We start from the raw sequence: 25,290 nt of genomic DNA, 5'->3' as shown, positions 1-25,290 counted from the left end.
GGTTTGGGCGGCCGCCCCCCCGGGGGTACTGCCCGCGGGGCCCATTCCGGTGGGTTTACCCGCGGGGGGGGGGGGGGCCCGCGGCCGGCGGGGGGGGGGGGGGGGGGGGGGCCCCCCGCCCCCCCCCCCGTCGACCGGTCGGTCAGAAACCGAGCCGACGCAGCTGCTTGGGGTCGCGCTGCCAGTCCTTCGCCACCCGGACGTGCAAGTCGAGGTAGACCCGGGTGCCGAGCAGCTCCTCGATCTGCCGACGGGCCCGGGTGCCCACGTCCTTCAGCCGGCTCCCCCGGTGGCCGATCATGATCGCCTTCTGGCTGGGCCGCTCGACGTACACGTCGGCGTAGATCTTCATGACCTGGCCCTCGGGGATCATCTCCTCGACGATCACCGCGATCGAGTGGGGCAGTTCGTCCCGGACGCCCTCCAGGGCCGCCTCCCGGACCAGTTCGGCGACGAGCACCTGCTCGGGGTCCTCGGTGAGCATGTCGTCCGGGTAGAGCTGCGGCGACGGCGGGAGGTAACCGGTCATCACCTCGACCAGGGTGTCCACCTGGTGACCGGAGACCGCGCTGACCGGCACCACGTCGGCGAACTCGCCCAGCTCGCTGACCGCGAGCAGCTGCTCGGCCAGCCGCTTCTTGTCGACCAGGTCGGTCTTGGTCACCACTGCGAGCACGGTCGCCTTCAGCTCGGCCAGCTCACCGGTGATGAAGCGGTCGCCCCGCCCGACCGGCTCGTTCGCCGGGATGCAGAGGCCGATCACGTCGACCTCGCTCCAGGTGGACCGGACCAGGTCGTTCAGGCGCTCGCCGAGCAGCGTCCGGGGCCGGTGCAGGCCGGGCGTGTCGACCAGCACGAGCTGCGAGTCCGGGCGGTGCAGGACGGCCCGGATGACGTGCCGGGTGGTCTGCGGCTTGTTCGAGGTGATGGCGATCTTCTGCCCGACGATCGCGTTGGTGAGGGTGGACTTGCCGGCGTTCGGTCGGCCGACGAAACAGGCGAATCCCGCCCGGTACGGCCGGTCCCCGTCGAGCGCCCCGCCGGAGCCCGCCCCGAGGGAGCCCGCCCCGACGGAGCCGGCCCCCTTGCCTCGGGCCGCTCCGTCGCGCCGGACCTCATCGTCCCGCCGGGCCGTCTCGTCGCGCCGGGTCACTCGACCACCGTGCCGAGGACGGTGCCGTCCGGGGCCGCCAGGTGGATCGGCGCGTCCGTCGCGAGATCGCGCACGGCGGCGTGCCCGGCGGTGTCCAGGGTCGACGCCTCGGTCACCACCACCGCCGCCTCCAGCCGGGACGCGCCGGCCGCCGCCGCGGAGGCGACCGCCAACTGGAGAGCGGTGATCGTCAACGACGGCAGGGAGACGCTCGCGGCGGCGTACGTCCGGCCGTCCTGGTCGCGGACCGCCGCGCCCTCGACGGCGCCGACCCGACCCCGCGCCCCCCGGGCGAGGATGACCAGCTTGGCGTCCTCGACGCTCAGCTCGGTCGGGGCGGGAACGGACGGTACGGCGGGTGACTCAGGCATCGGCGGGTTGCCTCTCCTCGGAACGGTTCGGGTTTCCTCCCCGGGGCTCGGCCTGCTCACCCCGCCCCGGGCTCTCCTGTTCGTCGGTCGGCCCGACCCGGCGCACCAGCACGGTGTCGATCCGGTTCCGCCGACCGGTGGTGCCCTCGGCGACCAGTTGCAGCCCGGCGACCTCCGCCTCCGCGCCCGGGATCGGCACCCGACCGAGCGCCTGGGCGAGCAGGCCACCGACAGTCTCCACCTCGTCGGCAGGAAGCTCCACGTCGAACAGCTCGCCCAGATTCTCCACCGGCAGCCGGGCGGTCACCCGCACCGCCCCCTCCTCCGGCAGGCGCTCGACCGGGGGGCGTTCGATGTCGTACTCGTCGGTGATCTCGCCGACGATCTCCTCGAGGATGTCCTCGATGGTGACCAGGCCGCCGGTGCCGCCGTACTCGTCGACGACGATCACCAGGTGGTTGCGGGCCGCCTGCATCTCGGAGAGCAGGTCGTCCACCGGCTTGGACTCCGGTACGAAGGTCGCCGGGCGCATCAGCTCGGCCACCGGCGTCCCCTCGGCGTCGGCGCCGCCGCCCTGGGTACGGCGGATCAAGTCCTTGAGGTAGAGCACGCCGAGCACGTCGTCGACGTTCTCGCCGATCACCGGGATCCGGGAGAAGCCGGAGCGCAGGAAGAGCGCCAGTGCCTGGGCGAGCGTCTTGCGCTCCTCGATCCACACCATCTCGGTACGCGGCACCATCACCTCCCGGGCGATGGTGTCGCCGAGGGCGAAGACCGAGTGGATCATCTGCCGTTCGCCGTGCTCCACCACCCCGCGCTGCTCGGCCAGGTCGACCAGTTCGCGCAGCTCCACCTGGGTCGCGAAGGGCCCCTCCCGGAACCCCTTGCCCGGGGTGACCGCGTTGCCGATCAGGATGAGCAGCGAGGCGAGCGGGTTGAGCACCCGGCCCAGCCAGCGGACCAGCGGGGCGACCGCCCGGCCGACCGCGTACGCGTGCTGGCGGCCGATGGTGCGCGGACCGACCCCGACCACCACAAAGCTGATCACGGTCATCGCCCCGGCGGTGACCAGGGCGGCCCGCCAGCCGGCACCGAAGGTGTCCACCGCGACCAGGGCCACCAGGGTGGTGGCGGTCAGCTCGGCCAGCAGTCGGAGCAGGAGCAGCAGGTTGAGGTGACGGACCACGTCCGTGGCGACGATCTGGAGGGTACGCGCGCCGCGTACGCCGTCGCGGGCCAGCTCGGCGGCGCGGGCCGGGGAGACGGCGGCCAGCGCCGCCTCGGTCGCCGCGATGACCCCGGCGGCCACCACCAGGCCGGCCGCGAACACCAGCAGTTGCAGGTCAGGCAGGCCGGCGGTGGCGCCGGCGGCGAGTATCGGCGTGTCCATCACGTGGCTCGGGTCGACCGCCAACTGGCGAGCAACCTCGCCTGGAGCCCGAACATCTCGCGCTCCTCCTCCGGTTCGGCGTGGTCGTAACCGAGCAGGTGCAGCACCCCGTGCACGGTGAGCAGGTGCAGCTCGTCGGCGGCGCTGTGCCCGGCGGTGGCCGCCTGCTTGGCCGCCACCTCCGGGCAGAGCACGATGTCACCGAGCAGGGCCGGCTCGCCCGCCGGACCGGCGGTCTCCCCCGGTCCGTGGTCGACGCTCCCCTCGTCCATGGGGAACGCCAGCACGTCGGTCGGCCCGTCGCCGCCCATCCAGCGGTGGTTCAGCTCGGTCATGTAGTCGATGTCGACCAGGAGCACGGAGAGCTCGGCGAGGGGGTTGACCCCCATCTCGTCGAGGGCGTGCCGGGCGACGGCGAGCACGGCGTCGGTGTCGACCGGGACACCGGACTCGTTGGCGATCTCGATGGACACGTCTTTCCTCTGCTCTAGCGGCGGCGACCGGCGCGGCCGCCGCCCTGGGCGGCCCGTCCCGGCACCGCGTGCACGCTCTGTGCCTGCTGGTTCTCCCGCTCGGCGTCCCAGCGGGCATACGCGTCGACGATCTCCCCGACCAGCCGGTGACGGACCACGTCCGAGCTGGAGAGCTGGGCGAAGTGCACGTCCTCGACGGCGTGGAGGATCTCCCGGACGACGCGCAGGCCGCTGGTCGTCCCGCCCGGCAGGTCGACCTGGGTGATGTCGCCGGTGACCACGATCTTGGAACTGAAGCCGAGCCGGGTCAGGAACATCTTCATCTGCTCGGGCGTGGTGTTCTGCGCCTCGTCGAGGATGATGAAGGCGTCGTTCAGCGTCCGGCCGCGCATGTAGGCCAGCGGCGCGACCTCGATCGTGCCGGCCGCCATCAGCTTGGGGATGGACTCCGGGTCGAGCATGTCGTGCAGCGCGTCGTAGAGCGGGCGCAGGTACGGGTCGATCTTCTCGTTGAGGGTGCCGGGCAGGAAGCCCAGCCGCTCCCCCGCCTCGACCGCCGGCCGGGTGAGGATGATCCGGTTGACCTGCTTGGCCTGCAACGCCTGCACGGCCTTAGCCATCGCCAGGTAGGTCTTGCCGGTACCGGCGGGGCCGATACCGAAGACGATGGTGTGCGCGTCGATCGCGTCGACGTAGCGCTTCTGCCCCAACGTCTTCGGGCGGATGGTGCGCCCACGCCGGGAGAGGATGTTCAGCGTCAGGACCTCGGCGGGCCGTTCCGTGCCGCCCTGCTCGAGCATGCCGACGGTACGCCGGACGGCGTCAGTGGTCAGTGTCTCGCCTTTCTCGATCAGTTCGAGCAGCTCACCGAAGAGGCGCTCGGCGAGGGCGTTGTCCGCGGGCGCACCGGTGATGGTGATCTCGTTGCCACGGACGTGCACGTCGCTGTCGACCGAACGCTCGACGAGCCGCAGGATCTCGTCGCCCGCGCCGAGGAGGTTGACCATGATCTTGGGATCGGAGACGGTGATCCTGGTCTGCGCCCGGGACGGGCCCGGAGGTGGGGTACCGGTCATAGGTCGGGCCGTCGGGCCCTGCGCCACCTGCTCTCGCTCTCGGCGCCGGCCTGAGCTGGCTCGGCGTGCGGACGTTGCTCCCATCGTATCGGGTCGGCACCGGGGACACCCGGACCATTTCCCTCGCCGTCAGCTCGGGCCGCGCGAGTAGATCCTCAGGAAAGCCATGATCGCGACATCAGCCAGCATTATATCTGATCAACATCAAAACGGGCAGAATTGATATCGATAGACGCCTATCTCTAGGATTCGTTCACCCCCCGCCACCCACCCCGAACGGAGTGTGACTCGTGTCCCCACGAAGGATCGGCCGCCGCTTCGCCACCCTCGTCGCCGGTGCCGCCACCGTGCTGAGCCTCGGCCTGGCCAACCCCGCCCCCGCCGCCGCCGAGGCCGTGAACGCCACGGTCTGCTACACCACCAGCCAGGCTGGGCCGTACGCGGGCGTCGCCGACCAGGCCGCCCAGATCTGGAACAACTACACCAACAACCTGACCATGTCGAAGTGCGGCTCGAACCTGTCGATCCGCTACACCACCGGCGGCGGCTCGTACGCCGTCCGGCGCAGCCTGGGCAACGGCTACGTCGTCATCGACACCATCCAGGCTCAGCAGTACAGCGTGCTGCGGATCATGACGCACGAGATCGGGCACATCCTCGGCCTGCCCGACAACTACAACGGCCAGTGCCACCTGCTCATGTCCGGCGGCAGCGCGGGCACCGGCTGCACCAACCCGTACCCGTACAGCACGGAGGCCGCGCAGGTCGACCGGAACTTCGGCGGCTTCGGCGCCGACGGCACCCAGGTCTTCCGGGACAGCTGGCCGGCTCTGGCCGCGATCGGCTGAACCCGCCCCAGCGTACGGTCCGGGGGTCGGCACCCGCCGACCCCCGACCCCTGTCTTCCGGCCCTCGGCCCTCGGCCCCCGGCCCCCGGCCCGCTGCCCCGGCCTCCGCTCCGGCGACTCAGCCGTGGTCCGGCCAGCGGACGTCGTACCCGTCGAAGGTCTGCTGGTCGCGGGTGAAGCGGTAGGTGGCCCAGTGCATCCGGCGCACCGTCCCCCGTTCGTCCCGGGTCAGCCGGAGCAGCTCCCCGACCTCCCGACCGGAGACCGTCCGCAGCACGTCCGGCCGGTCCGGCAGCGGTGCGAAGACCGCCGCCGGCTTACCCGGCGGATCCTCCGCCCGACGGGCCCGCAGCGCCCCGTCCCGCCAGAAGAAGACGTACTCGAAACCCTCGCCCCACCAGCGGCCCAGCACATCCCGGTACGCCTCCGGGGCCGGCCCGCCGGGCGACCACGGCTCGATGTCGGCCGGGTCGTGCTCGACGGAGGTGGCGAGCAGCCGGTGCGGCAGTTCGAAGATCGCCCCGGCGGTGCCGGCCGACCCGAGCACCGCGCAGCCCATCGCCCCCGGCGTGCCGTCGCCGCCCCGCCGGCCGTAGACCGAGGCGAGGAAGCCGGGCATCGCGCCGTCGTGCCCGACGTGCAGCACCCGGTTCTGCTGTGGCACGAGGATCAGGCCGAGGCCGAAGCCGTCGACCCAGTTCGTCTCGTCGGTGACCGTACGCGGCCAGCGCATCTCGTCCAGCGTCGCCGGGGCGAGCACCGCACCGGTCGGATCCAGCGCGGCCGGGTCGGCGAGGAAGGCCGCCCACCGGGCCATGTCCCCGGCGGTGCTCCAGAGCTGCGCCGCCGGCCCCACCGCCCCGAAGTCGGTCGGCGGCTCCGGCCGCGCGTGGTCGGAGTACGCGTCGACCAGGAAGCCGGTGGCCGCGTCCGGACCGGGGCGGGTGGTGGTGGCGGCCAGCCCGAGCGGGGCGAGGATCGCCTCGGCGAGCACCTCCACCCAGGTGCCGCCGCGCAGCCGGCCGACCAGCTCCCCCAGCAGGGCCATCCCCAGGTTGGAGTAGTGGAAGCGGCGGGCCGGGGGCAGCACCCGCTCGGCCCGGGCGAGGTCGGCGAGGAGTTGTTCGACCCCGGGGGCCCGCAACGTGTCCCAGATGTCGCCGTACGGCTCCCGTTGCAGGCCCGAGGTGTGCGACAGCAGCCGGCGCACGGTCAGCTCGCCGTGCGCGGGCACGTCGAGGTGCCGGCCCACCGGGTCGTCCAGGTCGAGCAGACCCTCGTCCCGGCACTGGAGCACCAGCACGGCGGTGAAGGTCTTGGTGACCGAGCCGATCCGGAAGGGCGTCTGCGGGGTCAGCGGGGCATCGTTGCCGGTGCTGCCGACGGTGAGGCTCCACAGCGGCCGGTCCGCCCGGTGCAGGGCCACCGACAGCGCCGGCACCCGCGCACCGGCCTGCACCTGCCGCACCATCCGCCCGAGCCGCGCGTTGATCTCCACCACGCCGCAAGTGTAAGGAGGGGTCCCCTGTTACCGCTTTCTGATGAGCAGGGGACCCCTGCTACCACCTCAGGGAAGTGCCGCCAGCTGAGGGATGTGCCACCACCTCGGCGAGGTGCTATCAGCCCGGTCAGGGATCGGTGCGGGTCAGCGGGCGAGCATCGGCCCGAGCGGAGCACCGCCGAGCAGGTGCGCGTGCACGTGGAAGACCTCCTGGCCGCCGTATCCGCCGGTGTTGAACATCAGCCGGAAGCCGTCGGCCAGCAGCCCCTCGGTCTCGGCCACCTCGGCGGCGGTGGTGAGGACCTGGCCGGCCAGCTCCGGGTCGCCCTGGCCGAGCGTGGCCACGTCGGCGTAGTGCTCCTTGGGGATCACCAGCACGTGCACCGGGGCCTTCGGGTCGATGTCCCGGAAGGCCAGGGTGGTCGCGGTCTCCCGGACGATGGTGGCCGGGATCTCCCCGGCGACGATGCGGCAGAACAGGCAGTCGGAGCTCATCGACGCATGGTAGGACCACCGGCCCGTACCGGCATCTCCCGAGCCGGGCCGGCATGTCGCCGCAGGTCCTCGGCCTCGACCGGCGGCCCCGGCCCGGGCGGGGACCCGGCAGTCGGGGATCATGGGTGGGTGGACTCTCGGGCGGTACTGGTGACGGGGGCCTCGCGCGGCATCGGCCGTGCGGTGGCGCGCAGGTTCGCGGCCGGCGGTGACCGGGTGGCGATCCACCACCGCGACTCGGCGGAACTGGCCGAACGGCTGCGGGCGGACCTGCCCGGCGACGGGCACGTCGTGGTCCGGGCCGACCTGGCCGACCCGGACGCGGTCCGGGCCGCAGTGGACGAGGCGGCGTCCCGGCTCGGTGGCCTGGACGTGCTGGTCAACAACGCCGGGGTGTTCGGCCCGGCGGACCCGCCGCACCCGGTCTTCGAGACCACGTACGAGCAGTGGCGGCAGCGCTGGCGGCAGATCGTCGACACCAACCTGCTCGGGGCGGCCAACGCGTCCTGGTGCGCTGCCCAGCACATGCGCGACCGGGGTGGTCGGATCGTCAACGTCTCGTCCCGGGGGGCGTTCCGCGGCGAGCCGGGCAACCCGGCGTACGGGGCGAGCAAGGCGGGGATGAACGCGATGGGACAGTCCCTCGCGGTGGCGTTGGCCCCGTACGGCATCGCGGTGGCGACGGTGGCACCCGGTTTCGTGGAGACCGACATGACCAACGAGCACCTGAAGTCACCCCGGGGGGCGGCCGTACGGGCGCAGAGCCCGTTCGACCGGGTGGCCCGGCCGGAGGAGATCGCCGCTGCGGTGCACTGGCTCGCCTCCCCGGAGGCGGAGTGGGCGTCGGGCACCATCGTCGACCTCAACGGCGCGTCGTACCTACGTTCCTGACGCGGGTCTCCCAGCGAATTCCCAGCCACCGGGGCGGCTGACGGCCCGGTTCCGGGGTAAGGGTCACCGGCATGGCCGACGCCGCGCTGCTGGACCTCTCCGCCGACTACCAGGTGGTCGACGACCACGACGACGACCCGGTGCTGCTCCGCGCGGACGGCAGTCCGGTGGACACCTGGCGCGAGGACTACCCGTACGACGAGCGCCTGCCGCGCGAGGAGTACGACCACCACAAGCGCCTGCTCCAGATCGAACTCCTCAAGCTTCAGGATTGGATCAAGGAGAGCGGCGAACGGTTGGTGATCCTCTTCGAGGGGCGGGACGCGGCCGGCAAGGGCGGCACGATCAAGCGCTTCATGGAGCACCTCAACCCGCGCGGGGCCAAGGTGGTGGCTCTGGTCAAGCCGAACGAGCGGGAGTCCAGCCAGTGGTACTTCCAGCGCTGGCTGGCGCACCTGCCGGCGGCCGGTGAGATCGTGCTCTTCGACCGGTCCTGGTACAACCGGGCCGGGGTCGAGCGGGTGATGGGCTTCTGCACCCGCAAGGAGTACCTGGAGTTCCTCCGTCAGGCCCCCGAGCTGGAGCGGATGCTGGTCCGCTCCGGCATCCGACTGGTCAAGCTCTGGTTCTCCGTCTCCCAGAACGAGCAGCGCACCCGGTTCGCCATCCGTCAGGTCGACCCGGTACGTCAGTGGAAGCTGTCCCCGATGGACATCGCCGCGCTCGACAAGTGGGACGAGTACACCGAGGCCAAGGAGGCGATGTTCTTCTACACCGACACGGCCGACGCGCCGTGGACGGTGGTCAAGAGCAACGACAAGAAGCGGGCCCGGCTGGAGGCGCTGCGCCACGTGCTCAACCGCTTCGACTACACCGACAAGGACCACGAGGTGGTCGGCGTACCCGACCCCCTCATCGTCGGCCCCGCCGGCCTGGACCTCAGTCCCGACGACCAGCCCGTCCAGATCTTCCCCCGCCTCTGACCCCCATCGCCCCGATGGCTAGCGAGCGAGGTGGGGGTGGGACGGGCGGGGTGGGGTGGGTTACCAGCGGGCGAGGCGGGTGGCGAGCACGCTGAGCGCGGCCATGCCGGCGGTCGAGGTACGCAGCACCGCCGGCCCGAGCCGCACCGGACGGCCACCGGCGGCGCGGAAGGCGTCCAGCTCGGCCGGGGCGATCCCACCCTCCGGCCCCACCACCAGCACGACCTCGCCGGCCGGAGGCAGCTCGACGGTGGTCAGCCGGTCCTGGGCCTCCTCGTGCAGCACGAACCCGGCGGCGGCACCGGAGATCCGGGCGGCCACCGTCGCCGTCGACTCGTCCGGTGCGCCGGCCACCACCGGCAGCCATGCTCGACGGGCCTGCTTGGCCGCCTCCCGGGCGGTCGCGGCCCACTTCTCCCGGGCCCGTACGCCCCGCTCGCCACGCCACTGCGTCACCGAGCGGGACGCCGCCCAGGGGACGATCTCGTCCACGCCCACCTCGGTCATCGCCTGGACGGCCAGCTCGCCCCGGTCGCCCTTGGCGATGCCCTGCACCACCACGATCCGGGGCACCGCCGCGTCGACGTACCCCCGCGAGGTGACGGTCAGGTCGAGGGTGCCCCGGCCGACGGTGGTGACCACGGCGGCGGCCGTGCCGCCCCGACCGTCGGCGAGCAGCAGTTCCTCGCCGACCCGGAGCCGTTGCACGGTGGCCGCGTGGTGGCCCTCCGGGCCGTCCAGGGTCAGCGTGTCGGCGACGGGCAGCGACTCGACCAGGAACAGCGGCGCCGACACTCAGCCGTGCCCGTTGAACGCGTCCCGCATCCGGGAGAAGAAGCCGCCCTGCTTGCTCAGCTCGGCGACCTCCTCGCCCCGGGTCTTGGCGAAATCGCGCAGCATCCGCTCCTGGTCGGCGTCGAGCTTGGTCGGGGTCCGCACGTCGAGGTGGACGTAGAGGTCGCCCCGGCCGGTGCCGCGCAGGTGCGGTACGCCCCGGGCGCGCAACCGCATCGTGCTGCCCGGCTGGGTGCCCGCCTTGACGTCGACGATCTCCTCGCTGTCCAGGGTCTTGATGGTCAGCCGGGTGCCGAGCGCCGCTGCGGTCATCGGCACCGTCACCCGGCAGTGCAGGTCGTCGCCCTTGCGGGAGTAGACGTCGTGCGGCCGTTCGTGGATCTCGACGTAGAGGTCGCCGGCGGTGCCGCCCCCCGGACCGACCTCACCCTGCTGGGCGAGACGGATCCGCATGCCGTCCTCCACCCCGGCGGGGATCTTGACGGTCAGCGAACGGCGGGTGCGGACCCGGCCGTCGCCGGCGCAGGTCGGGCAGGGGTGCGGGATCGTGGTGCCGTGCCCCTGGCAGACCGTGCAGGGCCGGGCCGAGACGACCTGGCCGAGGAAGGTGCGCTGCACCGACTGCACCTCGCCCCGGCCACCACACGCCTCGCAGGTGGCCAGGTGGGTGCCGGCAGCCGTGCCCGCGCCGGAGCAGGTGGTGCAGAGCACGGCGGTGTCGACGGTGATCGGCGCCTCGACGCCGAACGCCGTCTCGTTCAGGTCCAGCTCCAGCCGCAGGATCGCGTCGGCGCCCGGACGGGTGCGCGGACGCGGCCCCCGCGAGCCGGTGGCCCCGCCGAAGAACGCGTCCATGATGTCCTGGAAACCGACGAACGGTCCGGCACCGCCCGGCCCGCCCGGACCGGCCCCGCCCCCGCCCGGGGCGAGCGGGTCGCCACCCAGGTCGACGATCTGCCGCTTCCGGTCGTCCGAGAGGACCTCGTACGCGGCGTTGATGTCCTTGAACTTCTCCTGGGCCTCCGGGTCCGGATTGACGTCCGGGTGGAACTGCCGCGCCAGCTTGCGGTAGGCACGCTTGATCTCGTCGTCGGAGGCTTCCCGGCTGACGCCGAGGATGCCGTAGTAGTCCCTGGCCACTGCGTTCCGTGTCCTCATGTTCGTCTCGCGTTGCGCCGGTCGTCGGCCCGAGTCGGCCGTCGGCCCTGACTGGTCAGTTCTGGGCCAGCAGCTCGCCCACGTAGCGTGCCACGGCACGTACCGTGGCGATGGTGCCGGGGTAGTCCATCCGCGTCGGGCCGAGCACGCCCAGCCCACCCACGATGGTGGCACCCGGACCGTATCCCGTGCTGACCACCGACGTACCCCGCAGGTTGTCGATCTCGTTCTCGTCGCCGATCCGGATCCGGGTCGTGCTCGGCTCGACCTCGCCGATCAGCTTGAGCAGCACGACCTCCTCCTCGAGCGCCTCGAGGATCGGGCGCAACGAGCCATGGAAGTCGAGCAAACCACCCCGGGTCAGGTTGGCTGTGCCGGCCAGCGCGATCCGCTCCTCGTGCCGTTCGACCAGGGTCTCCAGCAGGACGGTGGCGAGCGTGGTCATCGCCGGACGCAGCCCGGCCCTGACCTCCTCCACCAACGCCTGCACCAGCGGCGGGGTGTCCGACAGCCGGGTGCCGCAGAGCTTCTCGTTGACCAGGCGACGCAGGTCGGTGACGTCGTCGGCGGGAACCGGCGCGGGCAGCTCCACCAGCCGCTGCTCGACCCGGCCGGTGTCGGCGATCATCACCAGCATCAGCCGGGTGGTGGAGATCGGCACCAGCTCCAGGTGCCGCACCGAGGAACGTGCCAGGCTCGGATACTGCACCACGGCCACCTGGCGGGTGAGCTGGGCGAGGAGCCGGACGGTGCGGTGGACGACGTCGTCGAGGTCGACCGCGCCGACCAGGAACCGCTCGATCGCCCGACGCTCGGCCGGGCTGAGCGGCTTGACCCGGCTGAGCCGGTCGACGAAGAGGCGGTAGCCACGGTCGGTGGGCACCCGTCCGGCGCTGGTGTGCGGCTGACGGATGTAGCCCTCCTCCTCCAGCACGGCCATGTCGTTGCGGACGGTGGCCGGGGAGACGCCGAGCTGGTGCCGCTCGACCAGCGCCTTGCTGCCGACCGGCTCCTGCGTCGCGACGTAGTCCTCGACGATCGCGCGCAGCACGGCGAGCTTGCGGTCGTCGAGCCCCACTCTCCCCACCTCCTACGCCGGTCGGCGCCCGGCCCACGCGTTGCGTGCCCGTCCCGGCGACGACCGGCGACGGTCGCCGAGCGCGACGGACCATGCTCCTGGCACTCGACTGTAACGAGTGCCAGTCTACGTCGGGGCACCCCCGGGACGCGATGATCGGTGTCGACCCCGTACCCCGGACCCCGTCCGGCACGTAGGCCGTCCTCCCGGGTGATCAGGACGGTGTCCCGCTGGTCGTGCCTTGCCCGGTGCCCCTACCGTGACCGGTATGACTGAACCGCCGCGCCCGCCCGGCGTGGGCGACGCCGGCCGGTACCCGCCGGAGCCGACCATGCCGCTCGCCCCGTCCGGGTCCCCGTCGATGCCCGACGAGCCCACCACCCCACTGTCCGGCGCGGCCGGGGCGTCCGGGTATCCCCCACCCGGCGAGTCCACCCCGCCCGGCGGTTGGTCCGCGTCGCCCCATGAGCCACCCACCGAGCAGCACGCCGAGCCGCCCACCGAGCACATCCCCGCGCCGTCGTACGAACCCCCGACCGAGAACCTTGCGGCGAATTCGTACGAGCCGCCCACGGAGAGCTGGTCGACGTCGTCGTACGAGCCGCCGACGCAGCGCTACGGGTCGCCGGGCGACGAGCCGCCGACGGAGCGCCACGCCTCCTTCGCCCCGGAGCCGTCGACGGCGGGTTACGGTCCGCCCGGCGACGCCCCGACGGCCGACCACCCGACGTCGGGCGGGCACTTCGCCGCGACCGGCTACCCGCCACCGGACCATCAGGCCGGCTACCCACCCCCGGGCGACCAGGGCAGTTATCCGCCACCGGGCGACCAGGGTGGCTACGCACTGCCAAGTGACCCGGGTGGCTACCCGCCGCCGGGTGACCAGGGCAGTTACTTGCCGCCGGGGTCACCGGCGGGCCATCCGCCGCCCGGGGGGCCGGGTGGCTACCCGCCGCCGGGCGGGGGTGGACCACAGCCGGCACCCGGTCCGATCGGTGGCGACGACCGGACCTGGGCGATCCTGGCCCACGTCGGCGGGCCGCTCGGCATCGTGATCGGTGCGACCCTGTTCGGCTGGGTCGGGCCGCTGATCGTGCTGCTGATCCGGGGCCCGCAGTCCCCGGCGGTACGCACACACGCCGTCGCCGCGCTCAACTTCCAGATCACCTGGGCGATCGCGATCCTGGTGGGCTGGCTGCTCGCCGCGATCACCTGCGGCCTGCTCTCCTTCGTGCCGATCGTGCTCGCGATCGTGCCGATCGTGCTCGGCATCATGGCGGCCCTCAAGGCCAACCAGGACCTGCTCTACCAGTACCCGATGACCCGGAACTTTCTGAAGTGAGCCGCCCGGCCGGCCCCGGTCCGTTCCGGGGCCGGCCGTCTCCCGGGCACCATGTCGCGCAGCACGGTGTCGAGGGGACCGTCTCAGGGCAGCAGGTCGCGCACCACGGCGTCGGCGAGCAACCGGCCACGCAGGGTGAGTACCGCCCGGCCGGCGGCGTACTCGGCCTCGGCGAGCAGCCCGGCGGCGAGGGCCCGCTCGGCACCGGCCCGGCCGGCGGTGTCGAGCACCGCCAGCGGCAGCCCGGAGGCGAGCCGGAGCCGGAGCATCACGTCCTCCATGTGTGCCTCGTCGGCGGTGAGGACCTCCCGCGCCTGGCCGGGTGACTCCCCGGCGGCCAGCTTCGCCGCGTACGCGCTCGGGTGCTTCACGTTCCACCAGCGCACGCCGCCGACATGGCTGTGCGCCCCCGGGCCGAGGCCCCACCAGTCCCCGCCGGTCCAGTAGAGCAGGTTGTGCCGGCACCGGGCGGCCGGCGTCCGGGCCCAGTTGGAGACCTCGTACCAGGAGAAACCGGCTGCGTCGAGGGCGGCCTCCGCAGCCAGGTAGCGGTCCGCCGCGACGTCGTCGGAGGGGTACGCCAGCTCGCCCCGCCGCATCCGGGTGGCGAGCCGGGTGCCCTCCTCCACGATCAGGGCGTACGCGCTGACGTGGTCCACCCCGGCGGCGACCACCTGGTCGAGCGAGGCGGCGAAGTCCTCGGCCCGCTCCCCCGGCGTACCGTAGATCAGGTCGAGGTTGACGTGGTCGAACCCGGCGTCGTGGGCCTCGGTCGCGGCGACGGTGGCCCGCCCGGCGGAATGCTTCCGGTCGAGTACGGCGAGCACCCCCGGCGCGGCCGACTGCATGCCCAGCGAGATGCGGGTGTACCCGGCGGCCCGGAGCGTCTTCAGCGACTCCGGCGTGACCGACTCCGGGTTGGCCTCGGTGGTGACCTCGGCGTCGGCGGCGAGCCCCCAGGTGCGGTCGATGCCGTCCAGGATGCGGGCCAGGTCGTCGGCGGGGAGCAGGGTGGGTGTGCCGCCACCGACGAAGACGGTGTCGACCCGGGGCGGCGGGGTGTCCCCGAGCACCCGGGCGGCGAGCCGCAGCTCGACCAGGACGGTGTCGGCGTAGGTCTCCCGGCTCGCGCCGCCGCCGAGTTCGCTGGCGGTGTAGGTGTTGAAGTCGCAGTAGCCGCAGCGACTGGCGCAGAAGGGCACGTGGAGGTAGACCCCGAAACCGCGCGCGCCGACCGCGCGCAGGGCGGACGGCGGCAGCGACCCGTCGGTCGGGACGGATTCGCCTTCTGGAAGGACCCCGGGCATGGCCACTAGTGTGCCCTCACATGACCTCTCCCGATGCGCTCGTCCGGGTGTCGACGGCCCGTGGGGTGACCACGCTCACCCTCGACAGCCCGCACAACCGCAACGCGCTCTCCACGCCCCTGATGACCGAGCTGCTCGACGGCCTGGCCACGGCGGTCGCCGACCCCTCGGTCCGGGTGGTGGTGCTCGACCACACCGGCCCGGTGTTCTGCTCGGGCGCGGACCTGAAGGAGACCGCCGCGGCGTACGCGAGCGGGAGCGTGCCCGCCGGGAAGCTCGGCGACGTGCTCGTGGCGGTCCGGGAGTGCCCGAAGCCGGTGGTGGCGCGGGTGGCCGGGCCGGCCCGGGCCGGCGGGCTGGGCCTGATCGCCGCCGCCGACCTGGCGGTCTGCGTCGAGGAGGCGACCTTCGCCTTCACCGAGGTGCGGCTCGGGGTGATCCCGGCGGTGATCTCGGCGACCGTCCTGCCCCGGCTGACCTCCCGCGCGGCGGCCGAGCTGTACCTGACCGGGGAGACCTTCGACGGCCGCCGGGCCGCCGAGGTCGGTCTGGTCACCACGGCGGTGCCCGCCGCCGAGCTGGACGAGGCGGTGGCCCGCTGGTGCGAGGCACTGGTCAAGGGGGCCCCGGGGGCGCTGGCCGGCGCGAAGGAGCTGCTGCGTCGTACGGCCGAGACGGATCTGCGTCGCGAGCTGGACCACCTGGCCGCCGTCTCCACCGGCTACTTCCTCTCCGAGGAGGGCCGTGAGGGGGTGCTGGCCTTCCGGGAAAAGCGGCCGACGCGGTGGGTGGCCGCCCTCGACGCCGGGTAGGCGGACGCGCAACGGTCCCCGGCCGCGACGACCGCGAACGCCGACGTCCCGGCCGGTCGGACACCGGCGGTGAGATCGGGACACCGCCCGCGGAATCGGTCGGGAGCGCGGACCGGTGGCATGCGGGACGTACGCTTGGCTGACTGTCGTTCAGGGGGTGTGGGTGCGAACTCGGGCAATTGTGGCGACCAGCCTCGTCCTCGCCATCATCGCCAGTATCGGGATCTACCTGGCTATCCGGAACGTCGGCGACAACATACGGTTGCCGATCGCAGGACGCAGTTGCACGGTTCGGGCCGACGGGCACGTCCGGCTCAACGCCGAGCAGATGGCGAACGCGGCGACCATCGCGGCGATCGGCATCCAGCGCAAGATGCCCGAACAGGCGGTCGTGGTCGCGCTCGCCACCGCGTTCCAGGAGTCCGGGCTGGAGAACCTGGCCGGCGGCGACCGGGACTCGATCGGGCTGTTCCAGCAGCGACCCAGCCAGGGCTGGGGCACGCCGGAACAGATCCGCGACCCCCGCTACGCGGCCAACAAGTTCTACGCCGGGCTCAAGAAGGTCCGGGGCTGGCAGGAGATGCGGGTGACCGACGCCGCCCAGGCGGTCCAGCGGTCGGCGTTCCCCGAGGCGTACCAGAAGTGGGCCGACGAGTCGGAGGTCCTCACCCGGGCGCTGCTCGGCGACGCCACCGCCGCGGTCGCCTGCACCGTCGGTCGCACGCCGGTGATGCGCGGCGCCGCCGCAACGGCCGCGCTCACCCAGAACCTCACCCTGGACTGGGGGCTGCCGGGCGCGGTCAGTCCGGCCGAGCTGACCGTTCCCGCCGCCGACCCGCGCGACGGCTGGCGGTACGCCCACTGGCTGGTCTCGCACGCCCACGACCACGGAGTCAGGCGGGTCCGCTTCGCCGACCTGGAGTGGACGGCCGACCGGGGCACCTGGTCCCGGGTCTCCGACCGGGAGCGGCAGGACGCCCGAGTGGTCGCCGAGGTCTTCGACGAGGCGTGACCTCCGTCTCTCTCCGTGACGACCTACGGGTCCGTCCGCACCGCCCAGTCGCTGGGACGTCCGCCATCAGGCCAGTTCCCGGTGGTCGGGTGTCGGACGCCGGCCTTGGCGACGGCGCGTTACCATCGGCGATCTGTGCCAGAAATGGCGGATTCCTTTCGGGGAGGGGTGACAGCGGTGTTCGACTACGGTGGCCGGACCGGTTACGAGCCGATCAGCGATGTTGATCGCAAAGAGTTCCACGAGCAGGGTTTCCTTCTGCTGCGCAACGTACTGACGGAGGATCACCGGGCCGCCCTGGAGGCCGCGGTCGACCGCGTCTACGAGGAGGAGAAGGCCAAGGGCAAGACCACCAAGGACGGGACCCTGCACCTGCTGGGTTTCCTGGAGCGGGACGAGCTCTTCGGTGACCTGCTCACCCACCCGATCGCCTTCCCGTACATGTGGGGGCTGGCCGGGTGGAACATCTACACGCACCACAACCACCTGGACGTGACCCCGCCGGCGCTCGAGCCGGAGAAGCCGTACTGGGGTTGGCACCAGGACGGGTACCGCCAGAACTCCGACCCGGAGACGATGGACCCGAACGTGCCCCGGCCGATGTTCTCGCTGAAGGTCGCCTACGTGCTCTCCGACCTGTCGGAGAAGGGCCGCGGCGCGACCAAGGTCATCCCGGGCAGCCACCTGTGGAACTCGCTGCCCCGGCCGGACGACCTGACCGTGCACAACCCGGACCCGGATGGCACGGTGGAGATCACCGCCAACCCGGGTGACGCCTTCATCTTCGACCGCCGCCAGTGGCACTCCCGGTCGACGAACCTGTCCACCATCACCCGCAAGATGCTCTTCGTCGGCTACACCTACCGGTGGATCCGCCCGCTGGACGAGCTGCACATCGACCCCGACGGCGAGTGGTGGGCCAACCGCACGCCGGTGCAGCGCCAGCTCTGCGGTGAGGGCACCCACACCGCAAACTACTGGGGCATCAACTGGAACGGGTACATCGACGACGAGATCCCGCTGCGCAAGGAGCTGAAGGAGCGCGGTCTGCTGGACCGCAACATCCCCTGGCTCCGCTGACCGCCGGCCGCCCCACCGGCCACGGGTGACTGCAGGGGCCCCCTGTTACCGCTTTCTGCGTAACAGGGGGCCCCTGCAGTCACCTCGGGTCGGGGGTGGTGCCCAGCCGGCGGCGGACCTTCTCCCGGATCGGCTCGGGCAGGTCCGGCACGTCGAGCAGCCGGGGCAGTAGCTCCGGCTCCCGGTGCAGGGCCCGGAACACCTCGCCGATGGTGACCCCGTGCGCCGGGCGGTCCCGCACCTCGACCGGGTCGTCGGCGCCGAACTCGCCCTCCCGGAGCACCCGGAGGTACGCCCCGGGGGTCGCCCGCGCCGCGAACCGCTTGATCAGATCCGGTACGCCCCAGAAGCCGGCGAACGTCCGGCAGGGCGTGCGCGGCTTGGTGACCTGGAGCAGCGCGGACCCGATCGCCCACTGCTCCCCGATCACCGCGCCGGTCACGTCCACCCCGCCGGTGGTGAGGTTCTCCCCGAAGCGTCCCGGTGGCACGGCCCGGTCAAGCTCCGCCGCCCACCACTCGGCGTCCTCGGTGGCGTACGCGTAGACCGCCTGTTCCGGGCCGCCGTGGTGGGCCCGTTCGGCGATGAAGTCACCGACCACCCCGTCGACCCGGACGGGCACCCGCCCGGCCGCCGGTCGCTTGTCGATGCCACTGCGGCCGCTGGCGTCACCGGCCCACGCCGCCTCGGTGACCACCGCGAGGTTCACCGAGATCACTCTCCCCGTCATACCGGCCAGCCTACGACCGGACACCGGGCGGCTGGCGAGTCGTCTCCGGCGTCGGGCTCCGCGTGGCCGAGAATGCGCACGTGGCGATGTCCCGTACCGAAGGCGACGGAGCGGCAGACCGACCGTCGGTGTCCGTCCGACGGCCCCGGCCCACTGCGCCGGCGTTGGACTACTACCTGGTCGATCCCCGACCGACGGGCGACCGGTGGGACGCGCCGCCCGAGGGCATCGTCGTCGAGGAGTTCCTGTTCGGCGTGGACCACACGGTGCTCCGGGTGGACAGCGCCGCGTGGACGCCGGGCGAGCCGGGTTGGTGGACGTCACCCGCGCTGAGCAGGAACATCCGGGCCGACCCCGAGCTGCGCGGACGGGTCGTCGGGGTGCCTCGCCACCGGGCCGAGGTCGTCTACCGCCAGCTCGGCGGGGCCGCGCTCCCGGACGAGGCGACCCTACGCGGTCACCTGCGCGCGGGCGACACCCGCGCGGCGTCGGCTCCGCTGCTGCTGTCCCCGGAGCGGGTCACCCCTGGCTTCCACAGCACCCGGACCTACCGGGTGCTGTTCGCCAACGAGCTGGCACCGGACGACCTCGTCCAGCTGGCGGCGGTGTGGCCGATGACCTGCCCCGATCCGAGCCGCTCGGACGGGGTGATCGGCACCGCCCGCCGTCGGGTCGGGGCCGACGCCTTCCGCTGGGACCTGCGCCGCATCGGCATGGTCGGGGCGTACTGCCTGGACCTGACCGTTGACCTCGCGACCGGACGGGACGACGGCGTACGGCCGGTGCTGCGCGAGCTGACCACGACGCTGCGCCTGCGGGGCCTGATCCCGGTCACGGTCGAGCGCTTCTCCTGAGACCCTGGGCGGTTCACCGGGCGGCCCGTAACAAGGCTCCCCTGCTACCACCGACCACCGAACCTCAGCCCTTGACGGCGCCCACGACCAGGCCGGAGACCATCCGGCGCTGGACCACCAGGAAGAAGATGATCACCGGCAGGGTGAAGATCGTGGAGGCGGCCATCACCGGACCCCACGCCGTGTCGTCCCGGCCGAAGAAGAACGTCATCGCCACCGGGAGGGTGTACCTGTCCTGGTCGTTGATGAAGGTCAACGCGAAGATCAGTTCGTTCCAGGCGGTGATGAAGGAGAAGATGCTCGTCGCCACCAGGCCGGGGGCGACCAGCGGGAAGAGGATCTTCCGGAAGATCTGTGCCCGGGTGGCCCCGTCGATCGCCGCCGCCTCCTCCAGCTCCTTCGGCACGGCCGCCACGAAGCCGCGCAGCATCCAGACCGCGAACGGCAGCGAGAAGCCGAGGTAGGTGAGGATCAGGCTGGGCAGCGTGTTGTACAGGCCGAGCCGCTGGATCATCAGGAACAGCGGGATGACCAGCGCCTCCAGCGGGATCATCTGGACGATCAGCAGCATGATCAGGAAGCTGGTCCGCAGCTTGAACCGGAACCGGGCCACCGCCGTCGCGGCGAGCAGCGCCACCAGGCCGCTGAGCAGCACGGTCGCCCCGGCCACCAGGACACTGTTGAGAAAGAAGTCCGCGAAGCTGACGCCGGGGATCAGGTTGCCGGTGAGGATGCTCTTGTAGTGGGCGAGCGTGGGCTCGGTCGGCACCGGTCGCGGGGTCGAGGAGAAGATCTCCCGGTTCGGCTTCAGCGACGTCGCGATCATCCAGTAGACGGGGAAGGCCGCGAAGAGCGCCACCAGCAGCCCGGCGCCGTTGAGGGCGATCCGCTTCACGAGCGTGCCGCGCATCACTCCTCCTCCTGCTTGAGCACCATGCGGACGTAGAGGCCGGTCACCACGAGCAGGATCAGGGTGAGGATCACCGCGATCGCCGCGCCGAGGCCGTACTTCGGCGGCGGCGAGAACGCCTCCGCGTACGAGTAGATGGAGAGCATGAACGTCGGCCGGTCCTGGGTGCCGCCGGCCAGCACGAACTGCTGGGTGAAGACCTTGAAGTCCCAGATGGTGGAGAGCACGATCAGGATGCCGAAGACCGGGCGCAGCAGCGGGAAGGTGACCTTCCAGAAGACCCGCCACGGACCGGCGCCGTCCACCCGGGCCGCCTCGTGCAGTTCACTCGGCACGCTCTTCAGCCCGGCGAGCACGCTGACCGCGATGAACGGGAACGAGTGCCAGACCACCACCAGGGTGAGGATGGCGAAGAAGAGCAGCGGCGAGTTGAACCAGCCGTAGCCGGTCCAGTCGGTGCGGCCGAAGAGCGCCTGGGACAGCCCGTCCGGCAGCGCGTTGAACAGCCAGGTGACCAGGCCACTGGTGTCGTCGAAGATCCACTTCCAGACGATGGTGCCGGTCAGTGCCGGGGTCGCCCAGGCGAGCATCACGCAGCTGCCGACGAAGGTCGCCATCCGCTTGCTGAGCCGGTTGAGCAGGAGCCCGACCAGGGTGCCCAGGATCATCGTCAGCGCCACGTTGGCCACCGCGAAGAGCACGGTGTTGCGCAGCACCGTCCGGAAGAAGGGATCGCTGAGGATCTGGACGTAGTTCTCCAGCCCGATCCACGGCCACTCCCGGTCGCCGCGCAGCTGGCGGACGTTGTTCAGCTTGTGGAACGACATCCATACCACCTGGCCGAGCGGCCAGAGCAGCAGCACGGCGATGATCACCAGGCTGGGCAGGAGCAGCAGGTACGGTAGGCGGTCCACCCGGGGCCGCCGCCGGGCGGGGTTCTCCCGCCCGGCGGCGGCCTTCGGTGCGTCGGTCACGGTGCTCACTTGGCGTTGAGGATGCTTTCCATCTCGGCCGCCGCGTCGGCGGTGGCCTTCTCCACCGTCTTCTGGCCCTTCATCACCGAGCTGTTCATCGCCTGGGTCGTCGTCTTGGTCCGGCTGACCTCCACCCACTTCGGGGTGAGCGGCGTGAGCTTGGTGTTCTGGAGGGTGGTGGCGAACGCGGCCATGATCTTGTCGTTGGCGTACTCACCGCCGCTGATCAGGTCCTGGTAGACCGGGAAGAAGCCCAGGCTCTCGGCGAAGGTCTTGGAGTTCTTCTTGTTCAGCAGCACGGTGAGGTAGTCCCAGGCGAGGTCCTTGCGCTCGCTGTCCTCCCAGATGCCCAGGTCGGAGCCGCCCGCGAAGGCCGGGGCCGGCTTGCCGTCCGGGCCGGGGATGGGGAAGGTGCCCCAGACCTTCTCGATCTCGGGGTTGTCCTTCTTGATCGCGCCCTGCTGCCAGCTGCCGGCGAACGCCATCGCCGCCTTGCCCGTGGCGAACTGGGTCCGGGCGTCGATCTCGTTCCACCCGGCGGCGGCCGGCGGGGCCACCTTGTGCACGGTCACCATGTCGGTCCAGAACTTGACCGCCTTCTGGGCCTCCGGGGTGTTGTAGCCGGACTTCCAGGTGTCGCCCTGCTTGGTGGCGATCTCCGCCCCGGCGCTCCAGAGGAACGAGTAGAAGGGCAGCTCGGAGTTGCCGGGCAGGGCGATGCCGTAGCTGCCCGGCTTCTTGGCCTGGACCGCCTTGGCGGCGGCGACCAACTGGTCCCAGGTCGTCGGCGGCTGCACGCCGGCCTCGGCGAACCAGTCGGTGCGGTAGTACATCGCCCGCACGCCCGCGTACCAGGGCAGGCCGTACTGCTTGCCGTCGAGCTGCGCGTTCTTCACCAGGTCGGGAAGGATGTCCTTGCCGTCGGCCCAGCCGTCCATCCGGCCGCTGAGGTCGGCCAGCGCCTCCTGCGCGGCCCAGCCCTGCGTCTCGGTGTTGCCCAGCTCGGTGATGTCCGGGCCTTCGCCGCCGGCGAGTGCGGCCTGGAACTTCTTCGGCGCCTCGAGCCACGGGATGTACTGGACCACCACGTCGGTCTCGGGGTGCTTCTTCTTGAACTCGGCCTCGACGCCGTCGAGGAAGGCGGTCTGCGCCTCGCTTCCCTCGCCCATCATCCAGACCGTCAACTTGCTGTTATCAGCTGACTCACCCTCGTCGGAGCCACCGCAGCCGGCGATCAACATCGCGGCCGAGGCCACGACGGCGGTGACCGGAGCCAGCCGTTTCCACCTGTTCACGCCACTTCTCCCTCGCGCCGTCTGGCACAAACCTTCTCCGCCGCACCATAGTCGGTAAAATTCCTTTACGACAGGGGTGACAGCGGAGCGAACGTACAACAGACGGAAGGGGCACCCGGCCAGCGGCCGGGTGCCCCTTCGCGGTACGTGGCGGTGTTTACCGGTGCGTGACGTGGCGACGACGGCCGACGCCGGAGACGAGCGCGACGCCGATGGCGGCGAAGGCGACCTGGAACAGCAGTTCCCGCCAGTCGACACCCGCGGTGTCAGCGACACCGATGGCGCGGGCCACGATCGTGCCGAGCAGCGCGGCACCGACACCGATCAGCATGTGCAGCCAGATCGGCATGTTCTGCCGGCCCGGGACGACCAGACGGCCGAGCGCGCCGACGATGAGACCAACGATGAGCGCAGTGATGATTCCCCAGACGGTGAGCTCCACGGTCGCCCTCCTCCAATGTGTTGTCACAAGGTGTGTCGTTCCTGTCGTGACCGCTAAGTTCCCGGGGCGCCGAAATCTCAAACCGGCACAACCGGACATCCGGCACCGAGTTCCGCCCGGGGACAACCTGAGAGCCACCTGGAAGGTCCACAAAACACCAGGTCAGACATAGGGAAGGCCGCCCGACCCCGCGTCGTCCGCCGACCGGAAAATTCCTTCCGGTACGCGGACCGCAGGGCCGAGCGGCCTGTGGGAACGCTCAGTGCGGGTCGACTCGACCCGCCAATTCGATACGGAGAGTGACCGCCGTCGGCGCTACTTCTTCCCTGCGCCCTTGCCGTCGCCACCGCCGCTGTCGGACGAGAGAGCGGCGATGAACGCCTCCTGGGGGACCTCCACCCGGCCGACCATCTTCATCCGCTTCTTGCCCTCCTTCTGCTTCTCCAGCAGCTTGCGCTTCCGGCTGATGTCACCGCCGTAGCACTTGGCGAGCACGTCCTTGCGGATCGCCCGGATGGTCTCCCGGGCGATGACCCGGCTGCCGATGGCCGCCTGGATCGGCACCTCGAACTGCTGGCGCGGGATGAGGGTGCGCAGCTTCGCGGCGATCGTGGTGCCGTAGTTGTACGCCTTGTCCTTGTGCACGATCGCGCTGAACGCGTCGACCGGCTCGCCGTGCAGGAGGATGTCCACCTTGACCAGGTCGGACGACTGCTCGCCGGAGGGCTCGTAGTCCAGCGAGGCGTACCCCTTGGTCCGGCTCTTGAGCTGGTCGAAGAAATCGAAAATGATCTCCGCGAGGGGCAGCGTGTAGCGCAGCTCCACCCGGTCGGCGGAGAGGTAGTCCATGCCGAGCAGGCTGCCCCGCCGACCCTGGCACAGCTCCATCACCGCGCCGACGTAGTCGTTCGGGGTGAGCACGGTGGCCCGCACCGTCGGCTCGTACACCTCGGCGATCTTGCCGGTCGGGTACTCGCTCGGGTTGGTGACCACCACCTCCTCGCCATCCTCCTGGATGGCCCGGTAGACCACGTTCGGCGCGGTGGAGATGAGGTCGAGGTTGAACTCCCGCTCCAGCCGCTCCCGGATGATCTCCAGGTGCAGCAGGCCGAGGAAGCCGCAGCGGAAGCCGAAGCCGAGCGCGCCCGAGGTCTCCGGCTCGTACGTCAGCGCGGCGTCGTTGAGCTTGAGCTTGTCCAGGGCGTCCCGCAGGTTCGGGTAGTCCGAGCCGTCGATCGGGTAGAGACCCGAGTAGACCATCGGCTTCGGGTCCTTGTAGCCGCCGAGCGCCTCGGACGCCGGCCGGGAGTTGATGGTGACCGTGTCACCCACCCGGGACTGGCGGACGTCCTTCACACCGGTGATCAGGTAACCCACCTCGCCGACGCCGAGCGCGCCGGCCTTCTGCATCTCCGGGGAGATCACCCCGATCTCGAGCAGTTCGTGCACCGCGCCGGTCGACATCATCTTGATCCGGTCGCGGGCGCTGATCCGCCCGTCGATCACCCGGACGTAGGTGACCACGCCCCGGTAGACGTCGTACACCGAGTCGAAGATCATCGCCCGGGCGGGGGCCTCGGCCACGCCGACCGGCGGCGTGAACTGCCGGACGATCTCGTCCAGCAGGTACGGCACGCCCTCGCCGGTCTTGCCGGAGACCCGGATGCAGTCCTCCGGCCGGCAGCCGATCAGGTGGGCCAGTTCCTCGGCGTACTTCTCCGGCTGGGCGGCCGGCAGGTCGATCTTGTTGAGCACCGGGATGACGTGCAGGTCGTTCTCGAGCGCGAGGTAGAGGTTCGCCAGGGTCTGTGCCTCGATGCCCTGCGCGGCGTCGACCAGCAGCACCGCACCCTCGCAGGCGGCGAGGGACCGGGACACCTCGTACGTGAAGTCGACGTGCCCGGGGGTGTCGATCATGTTCAGGACGGCGTGCTCGCCCTTGCGCTCGCCCTCCCGGACGGTCCACGGCATCCGGACCGCCTGGCTCTTGATGGTGATGCCGCGTTCCCGCTCGATGTCCATCCGGTCGAGGTACTGCGCGCGCATCTGCCGGGGATCCACCACCTCGGTGAGCTGGAGCATCCGGTCGGCCAGGGTCGACTTCCCGTGGTCGATGTGGGCGATGATGCAGAAGTTCCTGATGCGCCCCGGGTCGGTGGCACCAGGAGCGTTCGCGCCGGAGTCGAGCATCGGTGGCACAGCGGTCCGTTCTGGTCGGCGTGACGTGAGCAGGCCGGCGTGACGCCGGCCCCCCTCTATGCTCCCACGTCTCCCCGGACACGGTCGGAGCGCTCCTCCACGCTCTCCCCTCGCGTGGTAG

Annotated in this window: 25 protein-coding genes; 8 read left to right on the top strand and 17 right to left on the bottom strand. The window is 71.5% G+C overall.

Going from position 1 to position 25,290, the window contains the following annotated elements; all coding sequences use genetic code 11:
• Positions 1–142: 142 nt before the first annotated feature.
• The 5 genes from era to ACIBJE_RS27710 are packed head-to-tail and all read right to left on the bottom strand — an operon-like array spanning position 143 to position 4,463.
• Positions 143–1,153, bottom strand: coding sequence for a GTPase Era (era, locus tag ACIBJE_RS27730; RefSeq protein WP_396753214.1), 1,011 nt, complete (start codon positions 1,151–1,153; stop codon positions 143–145).
• Positions 1,150–1,524, bottom strand: a complete 375-nt coding sequence (locus ACIBJE_RS27725) for a cytidine deaminase (protein WP_396753213.1) — start codon at positions 1,522–1,524, stop codon at positions 1,150–1,152. The genes era and ACIBJE_RS27725 overlap by 4 nt, the downstream gene beginning before the upstream one ends.
• Positions 1,517–2,938 (bottom strand): hemolysin family protein, encoded by a 1,422-nt coding sequence (locus ACIBJE_RS27720; RefSeq protein WP_396753212.1) that lies wholly within the window; start codon positions 2,936–2,938, stop codon positions 1,517–1,519. The genes ACIBJE_RS27725 and ACIBJE_RS27720 overlap by 8 nt, the downstream gene beginning before the upstream one ends.
• A complete protein-coding gene (gene ybeY, locus ACIBJE_RS27715; RefSeq protein WP_396753211.1) occupies positions 2,914–3,387 on the bottom strand; it encodes an rRNA maturation RNase YbeY in 474 nt (157 codons plus the stop codon). The genes ACIBJE_RS27720 and ybeY overlap by 25 nt, the downstream gene beginning before the upstream one ends.
• 14 nt (positions 3,388–3,401) lie before the next feature.
• Positions 3,402–4,463: a PhoH family protein gene (locus ACIBJE_RS27710; RefSeq protein WP_396753210.1), complete on the bottom strand. Its 1,062-nt coding sequence runs from the start codon at positions 4,461–4,463 to the stop codon at positions 3,402–3,404.
• Positions 4,464–4,753: 290 nt separating this feature from the next.
• On the opposite strand from ACIBJE_RS27710, the gene ACIBJE_RS27705 reads away from it, so the two are divergent.
• Entirely contained in the window at positions 4,754–5,311 is a 558-nt protein-coding gene (locus ACIBJE_RS27705) for a snapalysin family zinc-dependent metalloprotease (RefSeq protein ID WP_396753209.1), read from the top strand.
• Between the two features lie 118 nt (positions 5,312–5,429).
• On the opposite strand, the gene ACIBJE_RS27700 is transcribed toward ACIBJE_RS27705, so the two are convergent.
• Together ACIBJE_RS27700 and ACIBJE_RS27695 are read right to left on the bottom strand one after the other, a co-directional pair.
• Positions 5,430–6,782, bottom strand: coding sequence for a serine hydrolase domain-containing protein (locus ACIBJE_RS27700; protein ID WP_396753216.1), 1,353 nt, complete (start codon positions 6,780–6,782; stop codon positions 5,430–5,432).
• A gap of 174 nt (positions 6,783–6,956) precedes the next feature.
• Positions 6,957–7,307, bottom strand: a complete 351-nt coding sequence (locus ACIBJE_RS27695) for a histidine triad nucleotide-binding protein (protein WP_396753208.1) — start codon at positions 7,305–7,307, stop codon at positions 6,957–6,959.
• Between the two features lie 129 nt (positions 7,308–7,436).
• Between ACIBJE_RS27695 and ACIBJE_RS27690 the strand changes: the two genes are divergently transcribed.
• Positions 7,437–8,198: an SDR family NAD(P)-dependent oxidoreductase gene (locus ACIBJE_RS27690; protein ID WP_396753207.1), complete on the top strand. Its 762-nt coding sequence runs from the start codon at positions 7,437–7,439 to the stop codon at positions 8,196–8,198.
• 71 nt (positions 8,199–8,269) lie between these two features.
• Complete coding sequence (gene ppk2, locus ACIBJE_RS27685; RefSeq protein WP_396753206.1) at positions 8,270–9,181, top strand: polyphosphate kinase 2; 912 nt, start codon at positions 8,270–8,272, stop codon at positions 9,179–9,181.
• A 60-nt stretch (positions 9,182–9,241) separates the two neighbouring features.
• On the opposite strand, the gene ACIBJE_RS27680 is transcribed toward ppk2, so the two are convergent.
• The 3 genes from ACIBJE_RS27680 to hrcA form a co-directional block, all read right to left on the bottom strand.
• Positions 9,242–9,976 carry a 16S rRNA (uracil(1498)-N(3))-methyltransferase gene (locus ACIBJE_RS27680; RefSeq protein WP_396753205.1) on the bottom strand — a complete coding sequence of 245 codons (735 nt, stop codon included), beginning with the start codon at positions 9,974–9,976 and terminating at the stop codon, positions 9,242–9,244.
• A complete protein-coding gene (dnaJ, locus tag ACIBJE_RS27675) occupies positions 9,977–11,116 on the bottom strand; it encodes a molecular chaperone DnaJ (RefSeq protein WP_357148084.1) in 1,140 nt (379 codons plus the stop codon).
• Between the two features lie 73 nt (positions 11,117–11,189).
• Positions 11,190–12,212 (bottom strand): heat-inducible transcriptional repressor HrcA, encoded by a 1,023-nt coding sequence (gene hrcA, locus ACIBJE_RS27670; RefSeq protein ID WP_396753204.1) that lies wholly within the window; start codon positions 12,210–12,212, stop codon positions 11,190–11,192.
• Between the two features lie 268 nt (positions 12,213–12,480).
• Between hrcA and ACIBJE_RS27665 the strand changes: the two genes are divergently transcribed.
• Positions 12,481–13,554 carry a DUF4870 domain-containing protein gene (locus ACIBJE_RS27665; protein ID WP_396753203.1) on the top strand — a complete coding sequence of 358 codons (1,074 nt, stop codon included), beginning with the start codon at positions 12,481–12,483 and terminating at the stop codon, positions 13,552–13,554.
• 83 nt (positions 13,555–13,637) lie between these two features.
• On the opposite strand, the gene hemW is transcribed toward ACIBJE_RS27665, so the two are convergent.
• On the bottom strand, positions 13,638–14,861 hold the full coding sequence (gene hemW / locus ACIBJE_RS27660; protein ID WP_396753202.1) for a radical SAM family heme chaperone HemW: 1,224 nt from the start codon (positions 14,859–14,861) through the stop codon (positions 13,638–13,640).
• Between the two features lie 20 nt (positions 14,862–14,881).
• Here hemW and ACIBJE_RS27655 point away from each other — a divergent pair, with 20 nt between their 5' ends.
• From ACIBJE_RS27655 to ACIBJE_RS27645, 3 genes are all read left to right on the top strand, one after another.
• The gene (locus ACIBJE_RS27655; RefSeq protein ID WP_396753201.1) at positions 14,882–15,673 is read left to right on the top strand and encodes an enoyl-CoA hydratase family protein; all 792 of its coding nucleotides are present in this window, start codon (positions 14,882–14,884) and stop codon (positions 15,671–15,673) included.
• Positions 15,674–15,830: 157 nt separating this feature from the next.
• Positions 15,831–16,685, top strand: a complete 855-nt coding sequence (locus ACIBJE_RS27650; protein ID WP_396753200.1) for a hypothetical protein — start codon at positions 15,831–15,833, stop codon at positions 16,683–16,685.
• A gap of 177 nt (positions 16,686–16,862) precedes the next feature.
• A complete protein-coding gene (locus ACIBJE_RS27645; protein ID WP_396753199.1) occupies positions 16,863–17,765 on the top strand; it encodes a phytanoyl-CoA dioxygenase family protein in 903 nt (300 codons plus the stop codon).
• A 79-nt stretch (positions 17,766–17,844) separates the two neighbouring features.
• Here ACIBJE_RS27645 and ACIBJE_RS27640 read toward each other — a convergent pair whose 3' ends face one another.
• Positions 17,845–18,495, bottom strand: a complete 651-nt coding sequence (locus ACIBJE_RS27640; RefSeq protein ID WP_396753198.1) for an MOSC domain-containing protein — start codon at positions 18,493–18,495, stop codon at positions 17,845–17,847.
• A 128-nt stretch (positions 18,496–18,623) separates the two neighbouring features.
• On the opposite strand from ACIBJE_RS27640, the gene ACIBJE_RS27635 reads away from it, so the two are divergent.
• Positions 18,624–19,349 carry a hypothetical protein gene (locus tag ACIBJE_RS27635; protein ID WP_396753197.1) on the top strand — a complete coding sequence of 242 codons (726 nt, stop codon included), beginning with the start codon at positions 18,624–18,626 and terminating at the stop codon, positions 19,347–19,349.
• Positions 19,350–19,413: 64 nt separating this feature from the next.
• Here ACIBJE_RS27635 and ACIBJE_RS27630 read toward each other — a convergent pair whose 3' ends face one another.
• From ACIBJE_RS27630 to lepA, 5 genes are all read right to left on the bottom strand, one after another.
• Entirely contained in the window at positions 19,414–20,259 is an 846-nt protein-coding gene (locus ACIBJE_RS27630; RefSeq protein ID WP_396753196.1) for a carbohydrate ABC transporter permease, read from the bottom strand.
• Entirely contained in the window at positions 20,259–21,242 is a 984-nt protein-coding gene (locus tag ACIBJE_RS27625) for a carbohydrate ABC transporter permease (RefSeq protein ID WP_396753195.1), read from the bottom strand. The genes ACIBJE_RS27630 and ACIBJE_RS27625 overlap by 1 nt, the downstream gene beginning before the upstream one ends.
• Entirely contained in the window at positions 21,239–22,528 is a 1,290-nt protein-coding gene (locus ACIBJE_RS27620) for a sugar ABC transporter substrate-binding protein (RefSeq protein ID WP_396753194.1), read from the bottom strand. Before ACIBJE_RS27620 ends, ACIBJE_RS27625 begins: the two co-directional genes overlap by 4 nt.
• Positions 22,529–22,685: 157 nt before the next feature.
• Positions 22,686–22,970 carry a GlsB/YeaQ/YmgE family stress response membrane protein gene (locus tag ACIBJE_RS27615; RefSeq protein WP_396753193.1) on the bottom strand — a complete coding sequence of 95 codons (285 nt, stop codon included), beginning with the start codon at positions 22,968–22,970 and terminating at the stop codon, positions 22,686–22,688.
• Positions 22,971–23,285: 315 nt separating this feature from the next.
• Positions 23,286–25,169, bottom strand: a complete 1,884-nt coding sequence (lepA, locus tag ACIBJE_RS27610; protein WP_396753192.1) for a translation elongation factor 4 — start codon at positions 25,167–25,169, stop codon at positions 23,286–23,288.
• Positions 25,170–25,290 lie beyond the last annotated feature (121 nt).

The sequence above is a fragment of the Micromonospora sp. NPDC050187 genome, from assembly GCF_044459745.1.
GTDB lineage: Bacteria > Actinomycetota > Actinomycetes > Mycobacteriales > Micromonosporaceae > Micromonospora.
This window is presented reverse-complemented; position numbering and strand designations above follow the sequence as displayed.